A 15,517-nucleotide genomic window follows, 5' to 3' on the forward strand; every position below is an offset into this window, starting at 1 on the left:
GTTTCCGAAGGGCAAAACCTTTGGAAACAGCCTCTTATCTTATTATGAGTTATTATTAGGTCTTGGCGAGTAAGTAGCTAAAGGCGTCGGGGCTGCAGTTGGAGCTGCTGCACCGTATGGATAATCGTATTCAATCGGCTCATCAAACTCTACATAATCTAAGTTAACCATTAAGAGTAAGTAATGTGTTTGGTCTTCAAAATCACCTACAATAATATGATCACGTCCTGCTTCTTCAACAATTCCTCTGAAAACTCTGGCATTCCATTCAGGATTATTTTCAAAAGTCATGTAGAATGTGGCAGCTTTTCCGCGGTTTAATCTAAGAATGTTTTCAATATAAGACTGCTCAAGTGGGAGCATGCCTTGTTGCTGTGCCCATGCCTGTTGAGGTGTCATTCCTCCTGGGAATGGTTGTTGTTGCTGAGTGAACCCAGGTGCATGTGTGTACTGGTAGCCTTGTGATGACACATAAGGCATTTGTCCAGGTGCTTGTTGAGTGGTTGGTTGTTGTTGTGGAAAGCCTTGTTGTTGCTGTCCATATCCTGCTCCGCCTTGTGATTGTGGATACCATGGTTGTTGATACAAATTGATCGCCCCTTTGATGTAAATTTAATATGTGCTATAAACTTCAGAACAATCTGCTTGAGTTGGAGAGAAGAAACAGTGTAGCTTATATCGTCCTGTATTCCACTGTCCCCACCATTGAGCCGGACAAGCGCCCTCAGGCCGGAAAAACCATAATGAATTTTCAGCCGGATGGAACCTTTCACCATTCACCACACGTTGTGCTAGGCGTCTGTCTTTCTCTCTTGCTCGTTGATAAAAGTAACTTTTTTGAACGGCTTCGAATCCACCTGGTGATTGAAATGCCATATGAGGAATCGTATTTACGTTACCAAAATCCAAACAACGGACTCGAGTTCGATTAACCATTACGTTTCCTGCCATGAGCATACCAAGTTCACCCTCGCCCTCTGCCTCCGCTCTCATAAGACGTGCCAGCATATCTAAGTCATTTGAATTTACTTTAATAACTGCCATTCTTTCACCTCCAATCTAAGTTGAGCTTTCTAAGATGTTTAGAAATGAAACAATCCTGCCTCCATCCAGTCCTTAATAGATGGAAGATATCACGTAGGCGGTGCAGTTACTTCACTATATGAGTCATAAAACGACGGTATGCATTCTTTTTCTTTAACAAAAAAACAATAAAAAGGGGCGATCCCAAGAATACAACCGAACGTAGTGAACTGCACAACGCTCTGTAGTGTATGCTGGGTATCGCCCATATGATCTTATTTTTTAAACATGAAAGTAACGAGAAAGCTGGTCTGGATTAAGGATATTTCCTACATAAAACGATCCAAACTCACCAAAGCGTGCTGAAACTTCATCAAAACGCATTTCATAAACTAATTTTTTAAATTGAAGAACATCATCGGAAAATAGAGTTACTCCCCATTCCCAGTCGTCAAAACCAACTGAGCCAGTGATGATTTGTTTTACTTTACCTGCATAGCCGCGTCCGATCATGCCGTGACTGCGCATCATTGAACGGCGATCTTCCATCGAAAGCATATACCAGTTATCTTCACCTTGTCTACGCTTGTCCATAGGATAGAAACACACATGACTAGCCTTTGGTAAAGTAGGGTAAAGGCGTGAGCGAACGTGAGGATTTTGGTAAGGATCTTCGTCACTTTCACCAGCCATATAGTTGCTTAACTCTACAACAGATACGTAGGAATATGTAGGAATCGTGAACTCAGCTAAACGAGATTTATTAAATGCATTTTCAATCTCATTTAACTCTTCCATCGTTGGACGAAGTAACATAAGCATAAAATCAGCCTTCTGTCCGACAATCGAATAAATAGCGTGACTCCCTTTTTCTTCAGCTTCTGTTTGATTCCATTTATTAATCATTGAGTGGAATTCAGCTAATATTTGTTCGCGCTCCTCAGAAGAAATTGTTTTCCAAGCAGGCCAATTAATTGTTCGGAAATCATGCAAGCAATACCAACCATCTAATGTAATTGCAGCTTCACTCATGTTTGAACAACTCCTTTATTTTTCATTCATCGTTCAAACTATACCACAATTATCCTTAGATCAAAAACATAGACAATGACATTACCGTGACAGAAAATGTTGAATCGCCATTTTATGTTCTTTAGTCTGCCCTGCTTGGCGCTGTGCCTCTACTTCCAGATTGAGAACTTGCTCGAGATTAGATTCAAAACTAGCGCGAAAATTAGCTTTCATCAATCCGAACGCTTTACGTGGCATTTTGACTAGTTGCTGTAACAAATCATCTAAATTGCCAATTCCATTAATTAAATTAATGCGATATGCTTCCTCGGCAGAGATCATGCCACCTAATGCAAGTTCGTTCGCTTTCCCTAAGCCGACTAAGCGAGGGAGAAAATAGGAGGCACCAGCATCGGGAACAAGACCAATTTTTAAAAAGCCAAGCCCCATCTGAACATCGGCATTGGCTACGCGATAATCACACGCAAGTGCAATACTTAAACCAGCGCCAACAGCAATTCCGTTCATATTAGCAACAATTGGTTTTTCAATTGAAACCATTTGACGAATTAATCGATTATATGTTTCATCTAAATACGTTCCATAATCAAAAGAGTTCATTTCCTCTACAGGGATACTTTTCAAATCAGCACCGGCACAAAAGGCATTTGCTGATCCCTGTAAAACAATCACACCCACTTCTGGATCAAGCTTTGCTTGCTCAAAAGCTTGGTAAAGTTCATCATGAAGTGCCTTATTTAAAGCGTTTTTCACTTGCGGACGGTTAAGAGTAATAGTAGCAATCCGGTTCTCAACAGCATACAAAATAATCGAGTTTGTCATGTCTAACACTTCCTTTTCTAAAATGAATAGTCATTCACTTTAAAGTATTCGACACATAAGCGCTAAATCCTTTGGTCATCCTAAATGTAAGAAGTGTTATTTAAAAAGTCTTTTCTCCAACAGTGTTAATGAACTGCGATAACTAAAGTGAAATGGAGCGAAAGGTACTTGACTCCTGCGGGAAAAGAGGAAAAGGCAAGACCTCACAGACGAAGTCGTGAGGGCTTGGCTTACTCCCCGCGGAAAGCAAGTACCTGTAGCGCAATGGAACGGATCCAGAACAGAAAAACAAAAAATGACTTATAAATAAGAAAGAGTCCGTATGGAAGCGCAAACAGAAAGATTCTTTCAAAAATTAACATTTTAATGAACTTGACAAATATGGTTCCTTTTTGCATGCAAGAGGAGTATTCTTGACATATGATAAATAGAATGAGGTATTGAGGAGGAATGTAAGTGAGTAATCTTTTTGAGGAAATCAAAAATCAGGTAGCGAGACATAATCCAACAATTGTCTTACCAGAAGGTACTGATGAAAGGATCCTAGAAGCAGCCGCAAACTTAGCAAAAGACAAAGTGGTAACACCCATTTTAATTGGAAATAAAGATGAGGTTCAAGCGAAAGCAAAACAAAATAACGTTGATCTTGGGAATATTACTATTTTAGATCCACATCAATACGAAGGTATGGATGAGATGGTTGCTTCTTTTGTTGAGCGTCGTAAAGGCAAAGAAACAGAAGAAACAGCGCGTGAAAAATTAGTAGACGTTAACTACTTCGGCACGATGCTCGTACACATGGGGAAAGCAGACGGGTTAGTGAGTGGCGCTGCGCATTCGACAGGAGATACAGTTAGACCAGCTCTACAAATTATCAAAACACAGCCAGGTATTAAGCGTACGTCCGGTGTTTTCGTTATGGTAAAAGAAGAACAAAAATTTGTATTTGGCGATTGTGCTATTAATATTGCTCCCAATAGTGAAGAATTAGCAGAAATTGCGATTGCAACAGCAGAAACAGCAAAAGTGTTTGGACTAGACCCTAAAGTAGCGATGCTAAGTTTTTCAACAAAAGGATCAGCTTCATCAATTGAAACAAAAAAAGTGTCAGAGGCAACGAAACTCGCTCAAGAAACAAGACCAGATTTAGTTATTGATGGAGAGTTCCAGTTTGATGCAGCATTCGTACCAGCAGTAGCTCAAAAGAAAGCACCAGATTCACCACTTCAAGGGCAAGCAAATGTATTTATCTTCCCAAGTCTTGAATCAGGAAATCTTGGCTATAAAATTGCACAACGTTTAGGTGGATACGATGCAATTGGACCAATCTTACAAGGGTTAAATAAACCTGTAAATGATTTATCACGTGGTTGTAATGCAGCAGATGTTTATAAACTTTCATTAATTACAGCGATGCAGTCAATCAATCAAAAGGTAACGTCTTAATTGAAAAAAACAGCTGGGGAAACCCTAGCTGTTTTTCAGAAGTCTAAATGAAATCGCTTTATTTAAGACAAACTTAATGCTTTATCATTTCGTGCGACAATACGCACATAGTTATCGGAATATAAAGCTTGTTCCTCATTGCTAAAGGGCTGTACAGTCAACTGCACGCCTTCTTTTTGACTCGTTTTTAAAAGGAGCAACATAACATCTTGAATGGAAAGTGTAACTCCTAGTAGTTCACTTAAGGAAGCCATCGTGTGCGGCTGTACAGTCGGATACACAAATTTCGTTTGGCTTCCTTGTACCGCCTCATCGTAAAATCCACGAATTAACTTAGCTCGCTCACTGCCACTGCCAGTTACGCAAAGGTAAATTTGTACCGCAATGCCTCCACGAATTCGCCGCTGGGAAATACCTGCAAATTTTTGCCCATTTATACTTAAATCAAAACTGCCAGGACAATAGGAACCAACCACTTCAAACGCCTGTATGTCCACTGGAAAAGAAGCAAACATTTTTCTAATCAGAGTTAACATCAAATTATAACCATGATCAATAGAAAAACCTTTTTCCTCTTTTATAACTAAGGAAATATTGAGTACTCCCTCATCTAACACAACAGCTAGTCCCCCAGAATTCCGAACAATCACTCTGTAATCGTGCTCTCCAAGAAAAGCCCGACCTGATTCGATAAAAGGAAGACGACTGTCTTGAATTCCTAAAACGACAGTTTGATGATGAACCCAAGCTCGAATAGTAGGTAAGCCTTCATGCTGTCCGATAAACTGACAAAGCGTATCATCATAAGCAAATGATTGTAGAGCATCAAACTGTGGACCGAAAGTTGAATGATCAAGAAAACGCCAATGTTTAGAGAGTGTGGATAGGTCAAAATTTAACATAGTTCTACTCCTAATAATCCTATTTGCTTCATTATAGCATGTCTACGTAATTCGTAGAAAATGGTAGAAAAGTTGAAAGGTTAGAAGAATTAGGTAATACTTGAATTAGTGATTTAAGAAGGAGGTAAGGATGCTGTCATTGAAAAGAAAGTTGGTACGTTGGGTTGGAATTTACTTTGTTATTTCCGTTGTTCTTTTTTTAGTCGTGACGTTTCCTCGTCAAATATACGTGGAGCAACTTGGAGGTGTCATGCACTTAAGTGATGGGTTTAGCATGGCGCTTTATTATGAGCAAATTATAGGTTATCTTTCCTATATCATTGAGAATAAAACACTCGGTTACACGCGAAGTGGAACGACAATTGAGCAATCGGCTTTTTATCTTTTTACCTATAGTCTACCTGTCGTGATTTTAGCGTTGCTTTTAACGTATACGTTTGGCTGTTTAAAAGGAATTGTGGATTATCAATTACAGCAGTCAAGCTGGAATGTGTTTGGAAGAAAATTGACGAACGCTCTGGAATCCATTCCCGATTTTTTTCTGATCATATGTACTCAATATTTGTTAATTCGTTTTCTGCCATTTATACCAATCTTCGAAAATCAGGAGTGGTATCGCTTTATCCTGCCAGCGCTGATTGTATCTGTCTACCCAAGCGTTTATTTTGCCAAAGTAACTAGAGGTTTACTATCTAATGAAGAAGGCAGTCCATATTTACAAGTGGCGGCAGCCAAAGGGTTCAATCGGACGTATATCATATACAAGCACATGGTTCGAAAAATATCAGGATCGTTACTTGATCAAATACCAACAATCACGATGATCGTTTTATCCAATTTATTAATTGTAGAATTTATCTTTTCTTATAACGGTGCTGCCCTTAGAATGTTCCGCGCGATGGATGTTAGCGCAGCTGTTTCAGCTGGAAGGGGTAATGAGTTTGAACCTGGAATGATTTTAGCGCTTGGACTAGGATTTATGTTAATTGTCTTTGTTGTCCAAGTCATTGCTGAAGCGATCAAAAGCTTTGCTGATCCAAGGAGGTTTGAATAGATGAACAACAAATCTTTATGGATTGCCGTTGTGTTATTGTTATTTTTTCTGTTTTTATCCTTCGTTGAATTTATCCCTGGAGTCGACCTTGAAATAAACGAACAAACGATTATTATCGATGGTCGAGAAATTGAGCGAGCTCCCTTTGCTCCATCCTCTTCTTACTGGTTTGGATCCGATAGAGAAGGAAGAGATTTATTTACGATGATTATTAAGGGAACAAGGGATACGATTTTAATTATTTTAGCGATTACCACTTTAAGGTATGTGATCGCAATCCCACTAGCGTTTTTAGCGGTGAAAAAAACGGGCTTTTTTCATGGTCTCTTACATAGTTGGAACTTGTTATTTTCAGCTTTGCCAACGATCTTTTCTGCAATCTTACTGATGACTTTCCCTTTTGTGACACTAGCCGATCAACGCTGGCTAGCTGTTATTGTGATCTTGGCCTGTGTGGAAGTAGGACGGGTAGGCTATTTCTTTCAACAACAAGCGTTTGATCTAGGACAGGAATTGTTTGTTCAAGCTGGAAGGTCAATCGGTCATAAACCTATAGGAATGCTCATTCATTATTATCTTCCAAATCTTTTTCCAACGATTGTGACTCAGTTTTTCTTAGATATGGGAAGGACAGCATTGTTAATTGGCCAACTAGGGATCTTTAGTGTTTTTATTACGCATTCATGGATTCAGCTAAGCAGTGGATACGGGGAATTTGTTAATACGAGTTTCAATTGGCCTTCTTTACTTGGCACAGTGCGTGAAGATTTTCGTCATCATTTTTGGATCCCTTTCTTTCCCGCGCTTGCGCTAACCATTTTGATGATCACTTTTCAGCTTTTTAGTGAAGGACTAAGAAAGCATTTTGCTAGTAAGTATAATCAAGCATCATAGTTATAAAGATGGGGAAAATAAATGGACTGGCATTTGTTTTCAAAACAAGCTCTATGCTATAATGTTGGTTGGCAAAAATGAAAATAATGATGATAATCATAGATGATCAGAATGTGAAAGGAAAAGATACGAATGGCGAATGAATTTCGAATTTGTGATGAGTGTCAAGCGACGAATATTAAAACGCTCATTCCTAAATTGCAAAAAGTAGATGCAACAGCCGAGATAGATATCCGCTGTCAATCTTACTGCGGTCCAGGAAGAAAAAAGTCGTTTTGCTTTGTAAACAATCGTCCCATTGCAGCACCCGATGAAGACCAGTTAATTGAAAAAGTGATGAATAAGTTAAAACTATAAAACCTAGCTGCGATGCAGTTGGGTTTTTTTGATGGGGTTTTGTGGGTGGAGTAGAGGTTGAGAATAGTGAAGGCAGAAATGAGGGTTGAGTGGATGGGGAAATGTCTTCATGGGGTTGATGAAGACCGGAATAAAGCTTGAGTGAGAGGGTAAATGTCTTCATGAGGTTGATGAAGACCGGAATGAAGCTTGAGTGAGAGGAAAAAGGTATTCATGAGGTTGATGAAGACCAGAATGACGCTTAAGTGAGAAGAAAAAGGTATTCATGAGGTTGATGAAGACCGAAATGAAGCTAGAGTGAGAGAGAAAAGGTCTTCATAGGAGTGATGATGACCGGAATGAGGTTAGCTTAAGAGAAAAAAGGTTTTCATAGAGGTTTTAATCTGGCTTGGGTGTTGTTGGTGAAAGAAAAGTGCGTCTGCGCTATATAAGACAAGGAAGAATTAAGGGCGCTTCTTCCTTGTCTTATATACGGGTGAAAGAGGGAGGAGTTTGGGTTGCTAGAAAAACTAAGCCGTCTGCCGGAGTTACCATCTCCGATTTGTGAGAGAGAATAAACTGAATATGAGAAATTTGTAATTCCTCTGGCAGACAGCAAGTTTTTCTAGGTATAATATCCATAGTAGAGAAACCGAGAGAAACGAGAGGAACGGTTATGATAAAACCTTATTACGGTCAGTTGGAAGAAGAGAAGGTATTTAAGGATCCGGTTCATCGCTATATTCATGTGCGTGATGAGTTGATTTGGGAATTGATTGGTACGAAGGAGTTTCAACGTTTGCGTCGGGTTCGGCAGCTGGGTACGACTTATGTGACTTTTCATGGGGCTGAGCATACTCGTTTTAATCACTCGCTTGGGGTGTACGAGATTACAAGAAGGATTTTAGAAGTGTTTAAAGGTAGGCCGCATTGGGACGAGGATGAGCGTTTGTTGGCGTTGTCTGCTGCGCTTTTGCATGATGTCGGACATGGTCCTTTTTCGCATTCATTTGAAAAAGTATTTGATACCGATCATGAAGAGTGGACAAGAGAAATCATTTTAGGTGATACGGAAATCAATCAAGTTCTATCCAATGTTAGTCCTGACTTTCCGCAGTCTGTAGCTGATGTGATTGAAAAAACGTACTCTAAAAAATTAGTAACTAGCATTATCTCGAGCCAGATAGATGCTGATCGGATGGATTATTTACAGCGTGATGCGTATTATACCGGAGTTAGTTATGGCCATTTTGATATGGAACGGATTTTACGTGTGATGCGGCCGATGGAAGATCAAGTAGCGATTAAACAAAGTGGGATGCATGCGGTCGAGGACTATATTATGAGTCGTTACCAAATGTACTGGCAAGTGTATTTTCATCCAGTTACGAGAAGTGCGGAAGTCATTTTAAGTAAAATTTTCAAGCGGGCTAAAGAGCTTCATGAGGCGGGATATGAATTCAAGCATAAGCCTCACCATTTTTATTCGTTTTTTAATGGAAAAGGGAGCTTGGACGATTATTTGCGGTTAGATGAAGCGATAACCATGTATTATTTTCAAATTTGGCAGGAAGAAGAGGATGGCATTTTAAGAGATCTTTGTGTAAGATTCTTAAATAGAAAATTGTTTAAGTATGTTGAATTTAATCCTAATCTTCAAATGAATGATTGGCTTGTTTTACAAGATTTGTTCAAACAGGCTGACTTAAACCCAGATTATTATTTGGTTGTTGATTCTTCGTCTGATCTTCCTTATGACTTTTATCGTCCTGGTGAAGAAGAAGAGCGTCTGCCGATCCATCTTATTATGCCAAATGGTAAATTGCGTGAGTTATCGCGTGAATCAGATGTCGTAGAGGCGATCTCTGGGAAAAAACGTACGGATCATAAGTTATATTTTCCGCTCGATTACCTAGAGGATGAGCGTGAACATAAAGACATTAAAAATAAAATTCGAGCTTTATTAAACGTATAAGGGGGAACTTTGTTTTGCTGAAGGATCATGCAAATGTTATGGCGCTTTTTTTGCAAGCTGGCGATATTGTTGGACGGAAGAAGCTGCAAAAAATAATTTATATTTCTAAAAAAATGAATGTGCCTTTTTCTGAGCGCTTCAAATTTCATATGTTTGGGCCCTACTCTGAGGAACTGAGTCTTCGAATGGAAGAGCTTTGTAACTTAGGGTTTGTTGATGAGAAGAAAGAAGACAAAGGAAACTACTATCAGTATCGTTATGGTCTTTCTGAGGAAGGGCGCAAGTTTCTTGATTTATATCAATTTGATTTACCAGAGAATCAAAAATTAATGACAAGCTTAAACGAGCAAAGTTCACGTTTTTTGGAACTTGTATCGACGCTTCTTTATTTCGAAGAATTAAGCCGAGATGAAGTAAAGGAAAAAGTATTTACATTAAAGAAAAAATCAAACTACACTGAAGACGATATTGAACAAGCTTATACGTTTATTGAGTCTCTACGTGTATTAGCTCAATAAAAAGACAAGCTCATTTCCCCTGCAGGAACTGAGCTTGTTTTTTAGAGACTGTTTTTTAATAGGCTAATGCTTTGGAACGGTTTTTTCAGTTCCAATGTGCACCTCTCTGCGGTAAGCGAGTGACTGGAGTGCGATGAAACGAACATGTCACGTAAGCTCCCAAAAACAAAGTGTGCGAAATCAGCTTTTGAAAAAAATAAAAGTTTAGACGCTTGAAACTAGCATAAAGTGGTTGAAGTTGTGTAGAATTTTAAACAAAGAGAGAAGAGGAAGGGTGTTTATATGGATCTGTTAAATAACGATAATCTCAAGAAAAAAACGAGTGGCTTTAATATTTTAAGTAATGACTCAACCGATGGTCACGGTGGGTACGGAGCTGGTACGTTGAATTTAGATAATGTCTCTCCTGTGTTTGTTGATCCAACTGAAGGCGAAGCATTTGTTGATATGGGTGCTTTGCATGCGCGCTCTGCGGTTGAAAAAAGAATTAAATTTCTAAAAAATAAAGAAGAGGTCCCTAATGGCAAGCTCTACTGGCTAGTCTGGGTGACTGTTCAACATAAAGATGGAAAACCTTATTATGCAGGTGTGGCTGGATGTGAAATGACGGTCGATATTAGCATTCGTCGTGGCTACAAAAGTTTGCCTGAGCATGTGAATAAAATGGACAAATCACTTAAAGGCCATATCCTTGTCGATGATATGGATGATAAGTCAAAGGCGATCTTAGCCAAATTTTTAAAAGAGCATAATGAGCAAATATGGGAAAACTCAACAAAAGAGTTACACGAAGCATTAACGGTTTAATAGAACAGCATTTTTGCGGTTAAAAGTAAATACCAAATATCAAATAACTTTGAAAGATTTTTGAACACTGATGTCGACCCTTGAGGTTTTGACAAAAGACGAGTAAACTGAAGAAAGTATAAACGCACATTTATACTAGGACACGAAAAAGCACAAAGGAGATTCTCCTTTGTGCTTTTTCAACTTTACAAAGGGATTTTCCAAGGCGTATGGTATACATAATACTTGCCAGGGGGAGGTTCTCATTTGCTGACTAAAAAGGAACTTAAAGATATTCGCCAGTTGCAATTGTTTTGTGAAAAAAATTGACCAAACGGAACTAAAGTTAAACTGGGATCTACTTGAAACTAGGTCTGATGGGGAAAAGAACGATTTCTTATACTATGAACAAAATAGGTTAATCGGTTTTCTTGGGTTATATGGGTTTGGAAATAAAGTGGAGATTTGCGGGATGGTTCACCCTGATCATAGAAGAAAAGGGATTTTCAGCGTACTTTTAAAGGAAGGGTTAGCGCAGCTGTCTAAAAGGAATGTTCCAACCATTTTGTTAAACATTCCTGCTTCTTCTGAAACGGGAAAGGCCTTTGTTTTAAATCAACCATTTACTTATTCCTTTTCTGAGCATCAGATGGTTTGGGAACCGACTTCTTTGATGAAAGATCCGGTAACGTCTGTCTCGCTCCGCCAGGCAAGAAAAGAAGAGTTGCCTTTTGTCGTTAAACTGGATGCCGATTGCTTTGATATGGAACTAGAGGAAGCAGCAAGTATGTACAAGCGGGCCCAGGATATCACAAGCAATTTCATCATTGAACATAATAGAAATCCTGTAGGGAAGCTTCGTTGGCATAAAGAAGGTAAGGAAAGCTGGATGTATGGATTTGCTGTAATGCCTGAATGGCAGGGAAAAGGAATAGGACGACAAGCCTTAATTCAAGCCGTACAGAAAGAGGCAGAAAAAGGCCAAAGTGTATACTTAGAGGTTGTTCCAGAAAATAACCAAGCCCTTACACTCTATCAATCTTGCGGATTTAAGTCATTTGCGACTCAGGATTACTATCTGTTAATTAAAGAAAAGGTGGTCTCTATTTTTTGAGACCACCTTTTCTAGCTTAATGTCCAAACAACTTGAAGAATCGGTCGAGGAAACGTTCTTTTTCATGTGTTGTCTCGTCAATAACTTCCACTTCCTCACCATTCTCAGCTGGTGGAGGGCATTCTGTTGTTGGCTCTGTTCCTTCTATGAAATAACTGACTCTATGAGTCGGGCAATGTTCATTGGCGAGTAAGCCATTCTGTGGATTAATTTTTACACCGACAACTCCATCAGGCTTTTCAAATGGCAATACAGGTTGCCCTTTTAATGATTGTTCTGTGAAGTTAGCCCAGATTTTTTTAGCAATCTGTCCATAGGCTGAGTGGTTCAACGTTCCTTCATTAAAACCTACCCAAACACTTGTAACGAGTTGAGGCGTATATCCAACCATCCAACTGTCGGTGGAAGTGGATCCGGATTTTCCAGCTGCAGGCCTGTTAATTAAATGAGCGACTGAACGCCCTGTAACGGAGGCGTGAGCATTTAAATAAGGGTCAAACATCCCTGTCATAATATCCGTAATGATAAAGGACAGTTTTGGATCAAGTACTTGAGTTAGTGTTGGTTCTGATTCAAATAAAACTTCGCCTTCAGCATCCACGACTTTACGAATGAACCGTGGTTCAACACGACTGCCTCCGTTTGCAAAAGCACTATATCCTCTAGCCATCTCAAGAACAGTCACATCTTCTGTTCCCAAGGCTAGCGAAGCATGGTCGTAAAGCGGACTTTCTATTCCTACACGTCTTGCTAATTCCACTGCTTTATCGGTTCCTAAATATAGGTGGGTTTTAACAGCGTAAATGTTATCTGAAAATGCCATAGCTTGTAACAGTGTAATAAAATCATTGGCATAATTATCATTAAAGTTTCGTGGTGACCATGTTTTGCGGCCATCATCAATGTTAAAGGTAGTCGGTTCGCTTAATAATGTTGATGCCGTTGTATAGCCGTTTTCTAATGCTGCATAATACAAATATGGTTTAAAGGCAGAACCAGGGCTCCTAGAAGCTTGAACAGCTCTGTTATAAGGACTTTCTACATAATCGGTCCCTCCGACCATCGCTTTTACATCACCAGTACGAGGATCCATCGCGACAAGAGCGGTTTGAAGGTCATTATCTGGCATTTCCCTTTCAACCCAATATTCAGCTTGTTTTTGCATATTAGGATCAAGTGTCGTGTAAACTTTTAAACCACCAGCTTCGATTAATGCTGGGTCTACCCCTATTTCTTCTATTAATTGTCGTTCAACAACATCTTGAAAGTAAGGTCCGACAGTAGAAGGTCGGTCCAGTTCTTTTTGAACAAATTCAAGGGGTTCTAGATGAGCTTCGTCTGCTTCAACTTGATTAAGAACTCCGTGGGCTACCATGGACTGTAAAACAACGGCTTGGCGCTTTTTCGCCCGTTCTAAATCGAATAAAGGTGAATAATAGCTTGGCCCTTTTGGAATACCGGATAACATACTGGCCTCAGCTAATGAAAGACGGTTAGCTGATTTTCCGAAATAATGCTGAGCTGCAGCCTCAATTCCGTATGCTCCGTGTCCATAATAAACAGTATTTAAATACCCTTCTAAAATTTTATCTTTATCATAATTCATTTCAAGGCGCAGTGAATAAAGCAACTCATTCCACTTTCGTTTCCATGTTTTATCATGACTTAAATATAGATTTCGCGCGTATTGCTGAGTAAGTGTGCTGGCACCTTGTGCTCTTGATCCTGAGCGAATGTTAGCTAAAATAGCTCCTCCTATTCGGTTCACATCAAAGCCCCAGTGCCGATAAAACCTACGATCTTCTATTGCGATAGTGGCATCGACAACATCGGGGTCAATCGATGATAGAGCGACCCAGTGACGATTCTCGCCTTGATGATGCTCGCCAATCGGTGAATTGTCAGCTCCGTAATAAACGGTTGTTTGTGCTACATTTAAAGGCGGAGGGCCTTGCATTTTCGTATAAGAAAGAAGACCAACAGCAGACGCCGCAACTAGTACAAGAGATAATAGCATTAATCTAAAAAATAAACGAACTAATCGCCTTCTTCGGCGCACTCGTCGGTTAATGACGACTTCCATATTACGTCACCCCAGTCATAGTATGCTTTCTATCTATTCAGCATAGGTAAAAAAATCATATTTTAAACATAGGGCTAGTGTGTCTGGTTAAATTTAACTTGCTTTTTTTTACCTTTGCTTTATACTTTCATTGTTAATACATTAGATCGAAAAAATAGCAAACCCTATAGATGATGAAGTTGCAAACTATATGAGGTGAGACTAATGGAATTGTGGTATACCGAAAAACAAACGGAGCGGTTTGGAATAACGGCTAAAATTAAACAAACGCTTCATACCGAGCAAACGGAATTTCAAAAACTTGATATGATAGAAACAGAAGAATTCGGCAAAATGCTTGTATTAGATGGAATGGTTATGACGACAGAGGTTGACGAGTTCGTTTATCACGAGATGGTTGCGCACGTTCCACTTTTCACACACCCGAATCCCAAGAATGTTTTAGTTGTTGGAGGAGGGGATGGGGGCGTTATCCGTGAAGTGTTAAAACACCCATCAGTGGAAAAAGCAACACTAGTTGAAATTGACGGCAAGGTCATTGAATACTCAAAAAAATACCTTCCAACAATTGCGGGTGCTCTCGATGATGCGCGCGTAGATGTTCAAGTTGACGATGGCTTTATGCATATTGCAAAAGCAGAAAATCAATATGATGTGATCATGGTCGATTCAACTGAGCCTGTTGGACCTGCCGCAAAATTATTTGAAAAAGGCTTCTATGAAGGAATTTCAAAGGCATTAAAAGACGACGGAATATTCGTCGCGCAAACGGACAATCCTTGGTTTCACAAGGAATTAATTAGTAAAGTTTACAGCGATGTAAAAGAAATCTTTCCAATTACACGTTTGTATACAGCTAATATTCCAACATATCCAAGTGGTTTATGGACATTCACGATCGGTTCAAAGAAACATGATCCTCTAGCGGTAGAAGAAAGTCGTTTCCACGAAATCGAATCAAAATACTACACAAAAGAACTTCACAAAGCCTGCTTCGCCCTACCAAAATTCGTCGCAGATTTAGTGAAATAACAAAAACCGAAATGAGCACCGCAACCGGCGCTCATTTTTTATAGAGATTTTAAAAGGGGCGAATTTCCCCTTTTAAAATCTCTAAGCATTGAGCGAAGCCGCTGCAAGGTTTTAAGCGCGCTTTGAGCGGTTTTCTCAAAGAGAGAGCGCAGCGTGCGAAGCCAATGCTCCAACCCGTGGTGGTTAGTGAATTAGGGAGGAAGGGGCGAATTTCCCCTTTTAAAATCTCTAAGCATTGAGCGAAGCCGCTGCAATAGCGGTAGATCATGTTTATTAGTGATTTAAAAATGTAACAGCAAACAGAACTCAATTAATAGTCGGCGCGCAATAGGTAATAAATCACTCTTATTAGCGACCTGAGAATACAGACCAACAAACCAGAACATCGCACACAACACAAGCAATCCAAAACGAATTTGATAGCCTTTACCAACATACATACTAACCATTAATATTTCACAATCTCGCTACATTTATCGAATTCAATTCAAAAAAAACGG

Annotated in this window: 16 protein-coding genes; 9 read left to right on the forward strand and 7 right to left on the reverse strand. The window is 39.5% G+C overall.

What is annotated here, in order from left to right:
• Positions 1–42 precede the first annotated feature (42 nt).
• From gerQ to JCM9157_RS02745, 4 genes are all read right to left on the reverse strand, one after another.
• The gene (gene gerQ / locus JCM9157_RS23205) at positions 43–588 is read right to left on the reverse strand and encodes a spore coat protein GerQ (protein ID WP_052012908.1); all 546 of its coding nucleotides are present in this window, start codon (positions 586–588) and stop codon (positions 43–45) included.
• A 24-nt stretch (positions 589–612) separates the two neighbouring features.
• Positions 613–1,044: a cell wall hydrolase gene (locus tag JCM9157_RS02735; RefSeq protein WP_035661887.1), complete on the reverse strand. Its 432-nt coding sequence runs from the start codon at positions 1,042–1,044 to the stop codon at positions 613–615.
• A 261-nt stretch (positions 1,045–1,305) separates the two neighbouring features.
• Complete coding sequence (gene hemQ, locus JCM9157_RS02740; protein ID WP_035661888.1) at positions 1,306–2,055, reverse strand: hydrogen peroxide-dependent heme synthase; 750 nt, start codon at positions 2,053–2,055, stop codon at positions 1,306–1,308.
• Positions 2,056–2,136: 81 nt separating this feature from the next.
• The gene (locus JCM9157_RS02745; protein ID WP_035661890.1) at positions 2,137–2,877 is read right to left on the reverse strand and encodes an enoyl-CoA hydratase/isomerase family protein; all 741 of its coding nucleotides are present in this window, start codon (positions 2,875–2,877) and stop codon (positions 2,137–2,139) included.
• A 456-nt stretch (positions 2,878–3,333) separates the two neighbouring features.
• Between JCM9157_RS02745 and pta the strand changes: the two genes are divergently transcribed.
• Entirely contained in the window at positions 3,334–4,323 is a 990-nt protein-coding gene (gene pta / locus JCM9157_RS02750) for a phosphate acetyltransferase (protein WP_035661893.1), read from the forward strand.
• 62 nt (positions 4,324–4,385) lie between these two features.
• Here the strand turns inward: pta and lipL are convergent, their stop codons facing one another.
• On the reverse strand, positions 4,386–5,225 hold the full coding sequence (gene lipL, locus JCM9157_RS02755) for an octanoyl-[GcvH]:protein N-octanoyltransferase (RefSeq protein WP_035661896.1): 840 nt from the start codon (positions 5,223–5,225) through the stop codon (positions 4,386–4,388).
• Between the two features lie 130 nt (positions 5,226–5,355).
• Between lipL and JCM9157_RS02760 the strand changes: the two genes are divergently transcribed.
• The 7 genes from JCM9157_RS02760 to JCM9157_RS02790 all read left to right on the forward strand — a co-directional run bounded on the left by JCM9157_RS02760 (position 5,356) and on the right by JCM9157_RS02790 (position 11,902).
• On the forward strand, positions 5,356–6,279 hold the full coding sequence (locus JCM9157_RS02760) for an ABC transporter permease subunit (RefSeq protein WP_035661898.1): 924 nt from the start codon (positions 5,356–5,358) through the stop codon (positions 6,277–6,279).
• Positions 6,280–7,173, forward strand: coding sequence for an ABC transporter permease (locus JCM9157_RS02765; protein ID WP_035661901.1), 894 nt, complete (start codon positions 6,280–6,282; stop codon positions 7,171–7,173). It abuts the gene before it with no gap.
• Positions 7,174–7,305: 132 nt separating this feature from the next.
• Positions 7,306–7,530: a YuzB family protein gene (locus tag JCM9157_RS02770; protein WP_035661904.1), complete on the forward strand. Its 225-nt coding sequence runs from the start codon at positions 7,306–7,308 to the stop codon at positions 7,528–7,530.
• A 655-nt stretch (positions 7,531–8,185) separates the two neighbouring features.
• Positions 8,186–9,484 (forward strand): HD domain-containing protein, encoded by a 1,299-nt coding sequence (locus JCM9157_RS02775; RefSeq protein WP_035661906.1) that lies wholly within the window; start codon positions 8,186–8,188, stop codon positions 9,482–9,484.
• 14 nt (positions 9,485–9,498) lie between these two features.
• Positions 9,499–10,002, forward strand: a complete 504-nt coding sequence (locus JCM9157_RS02780; RefSeq protein ID WP_035661909.1) for a YwgA family protein — start codon at positions 9,499–9,501, stop codon at positions 10,000–10,002.
• A 282-nt stretch (positions 10,003–10,284) separates the two neighbouring features.
• On the forward strand, positions 10,285–10,809 hold the full coding sequence (locus tag JCM9157_RS02785) for a YwhD family protein (RefSeq protein ID WP_035661912.1): 525 nt from the start codon (positions 10,285–10,287) through the stop codon (positions 10,807–10,809).
• Positions 10,810–11,104: 295 nt separating this feature from the next.
• Entirely contained in the window at positions 11,105–11,902 is a 798-nt protein-coding gene (locus tag JCM9157_RS02790; RefSeq protein ID WP_052012909.1) for a GNAT family N-acetyltransferase, read from the forward strand.
• Between the two features lie 16 nt (positions 11,903–11,918).
• Here JCM9157_RS02790 and JCM9157_RS02795 read toward each other — a convergent pair whose 3' ends face one another.
• Positions 11,919–13,985, reverse strand: a complete 2,067-nt coding sequence (locus JCM9157_RS02795) for a transglycosylase domain-containing protein (protein ID WP_035661915.1) — start codon at positions 13,983–13,985, stop codon at positions 11,919–11,921.
• Between the two features lie 204 nt (positions 13,986–14,189).
• Here JCM9157_RS02795 and speE point away from each other — a divergent pair, with 204 nt between their 5' ends.
• Positions 14,190–15,017 carry a polyamine aminopropyltransferase gene (gene speE, locus JCM9157_RS02800; protein WP_035661917.1) on the forward strand — a complete coding sequence of 276 codons (828 nt, stop codon included), beginning with the start codon at positions 14,190–14,192 and terminating at the stop codon, positions 15,015–15,017.
• Positions 15,018–15,298: 281 nt separating this feature from the next.
• Here the strand turns inward: speE and JCM9157_RS24525 are convergent, their stop codons facing one another.
• A complete protein-coding gene (locus JCM9157_RS24525; protein WP_156321467.1) occupies positions 15,299–15,466 on the reverse strand; it encodes a hypothetical protein in 168 nt (55 codons plus the stop codon).
• Positions 15,467–15,517 lie beyond the last annotated feature (51 nt).

Source organism: Halalkalibacter akibai JCM 9157 (genome assembly GCF_000513135.1).
Lineage (GTDB): Bacteria > Bacillota > Bacilli > Bacillales > Bacillaceae_D > Halalkalibacter > Halalkalibacter akibai.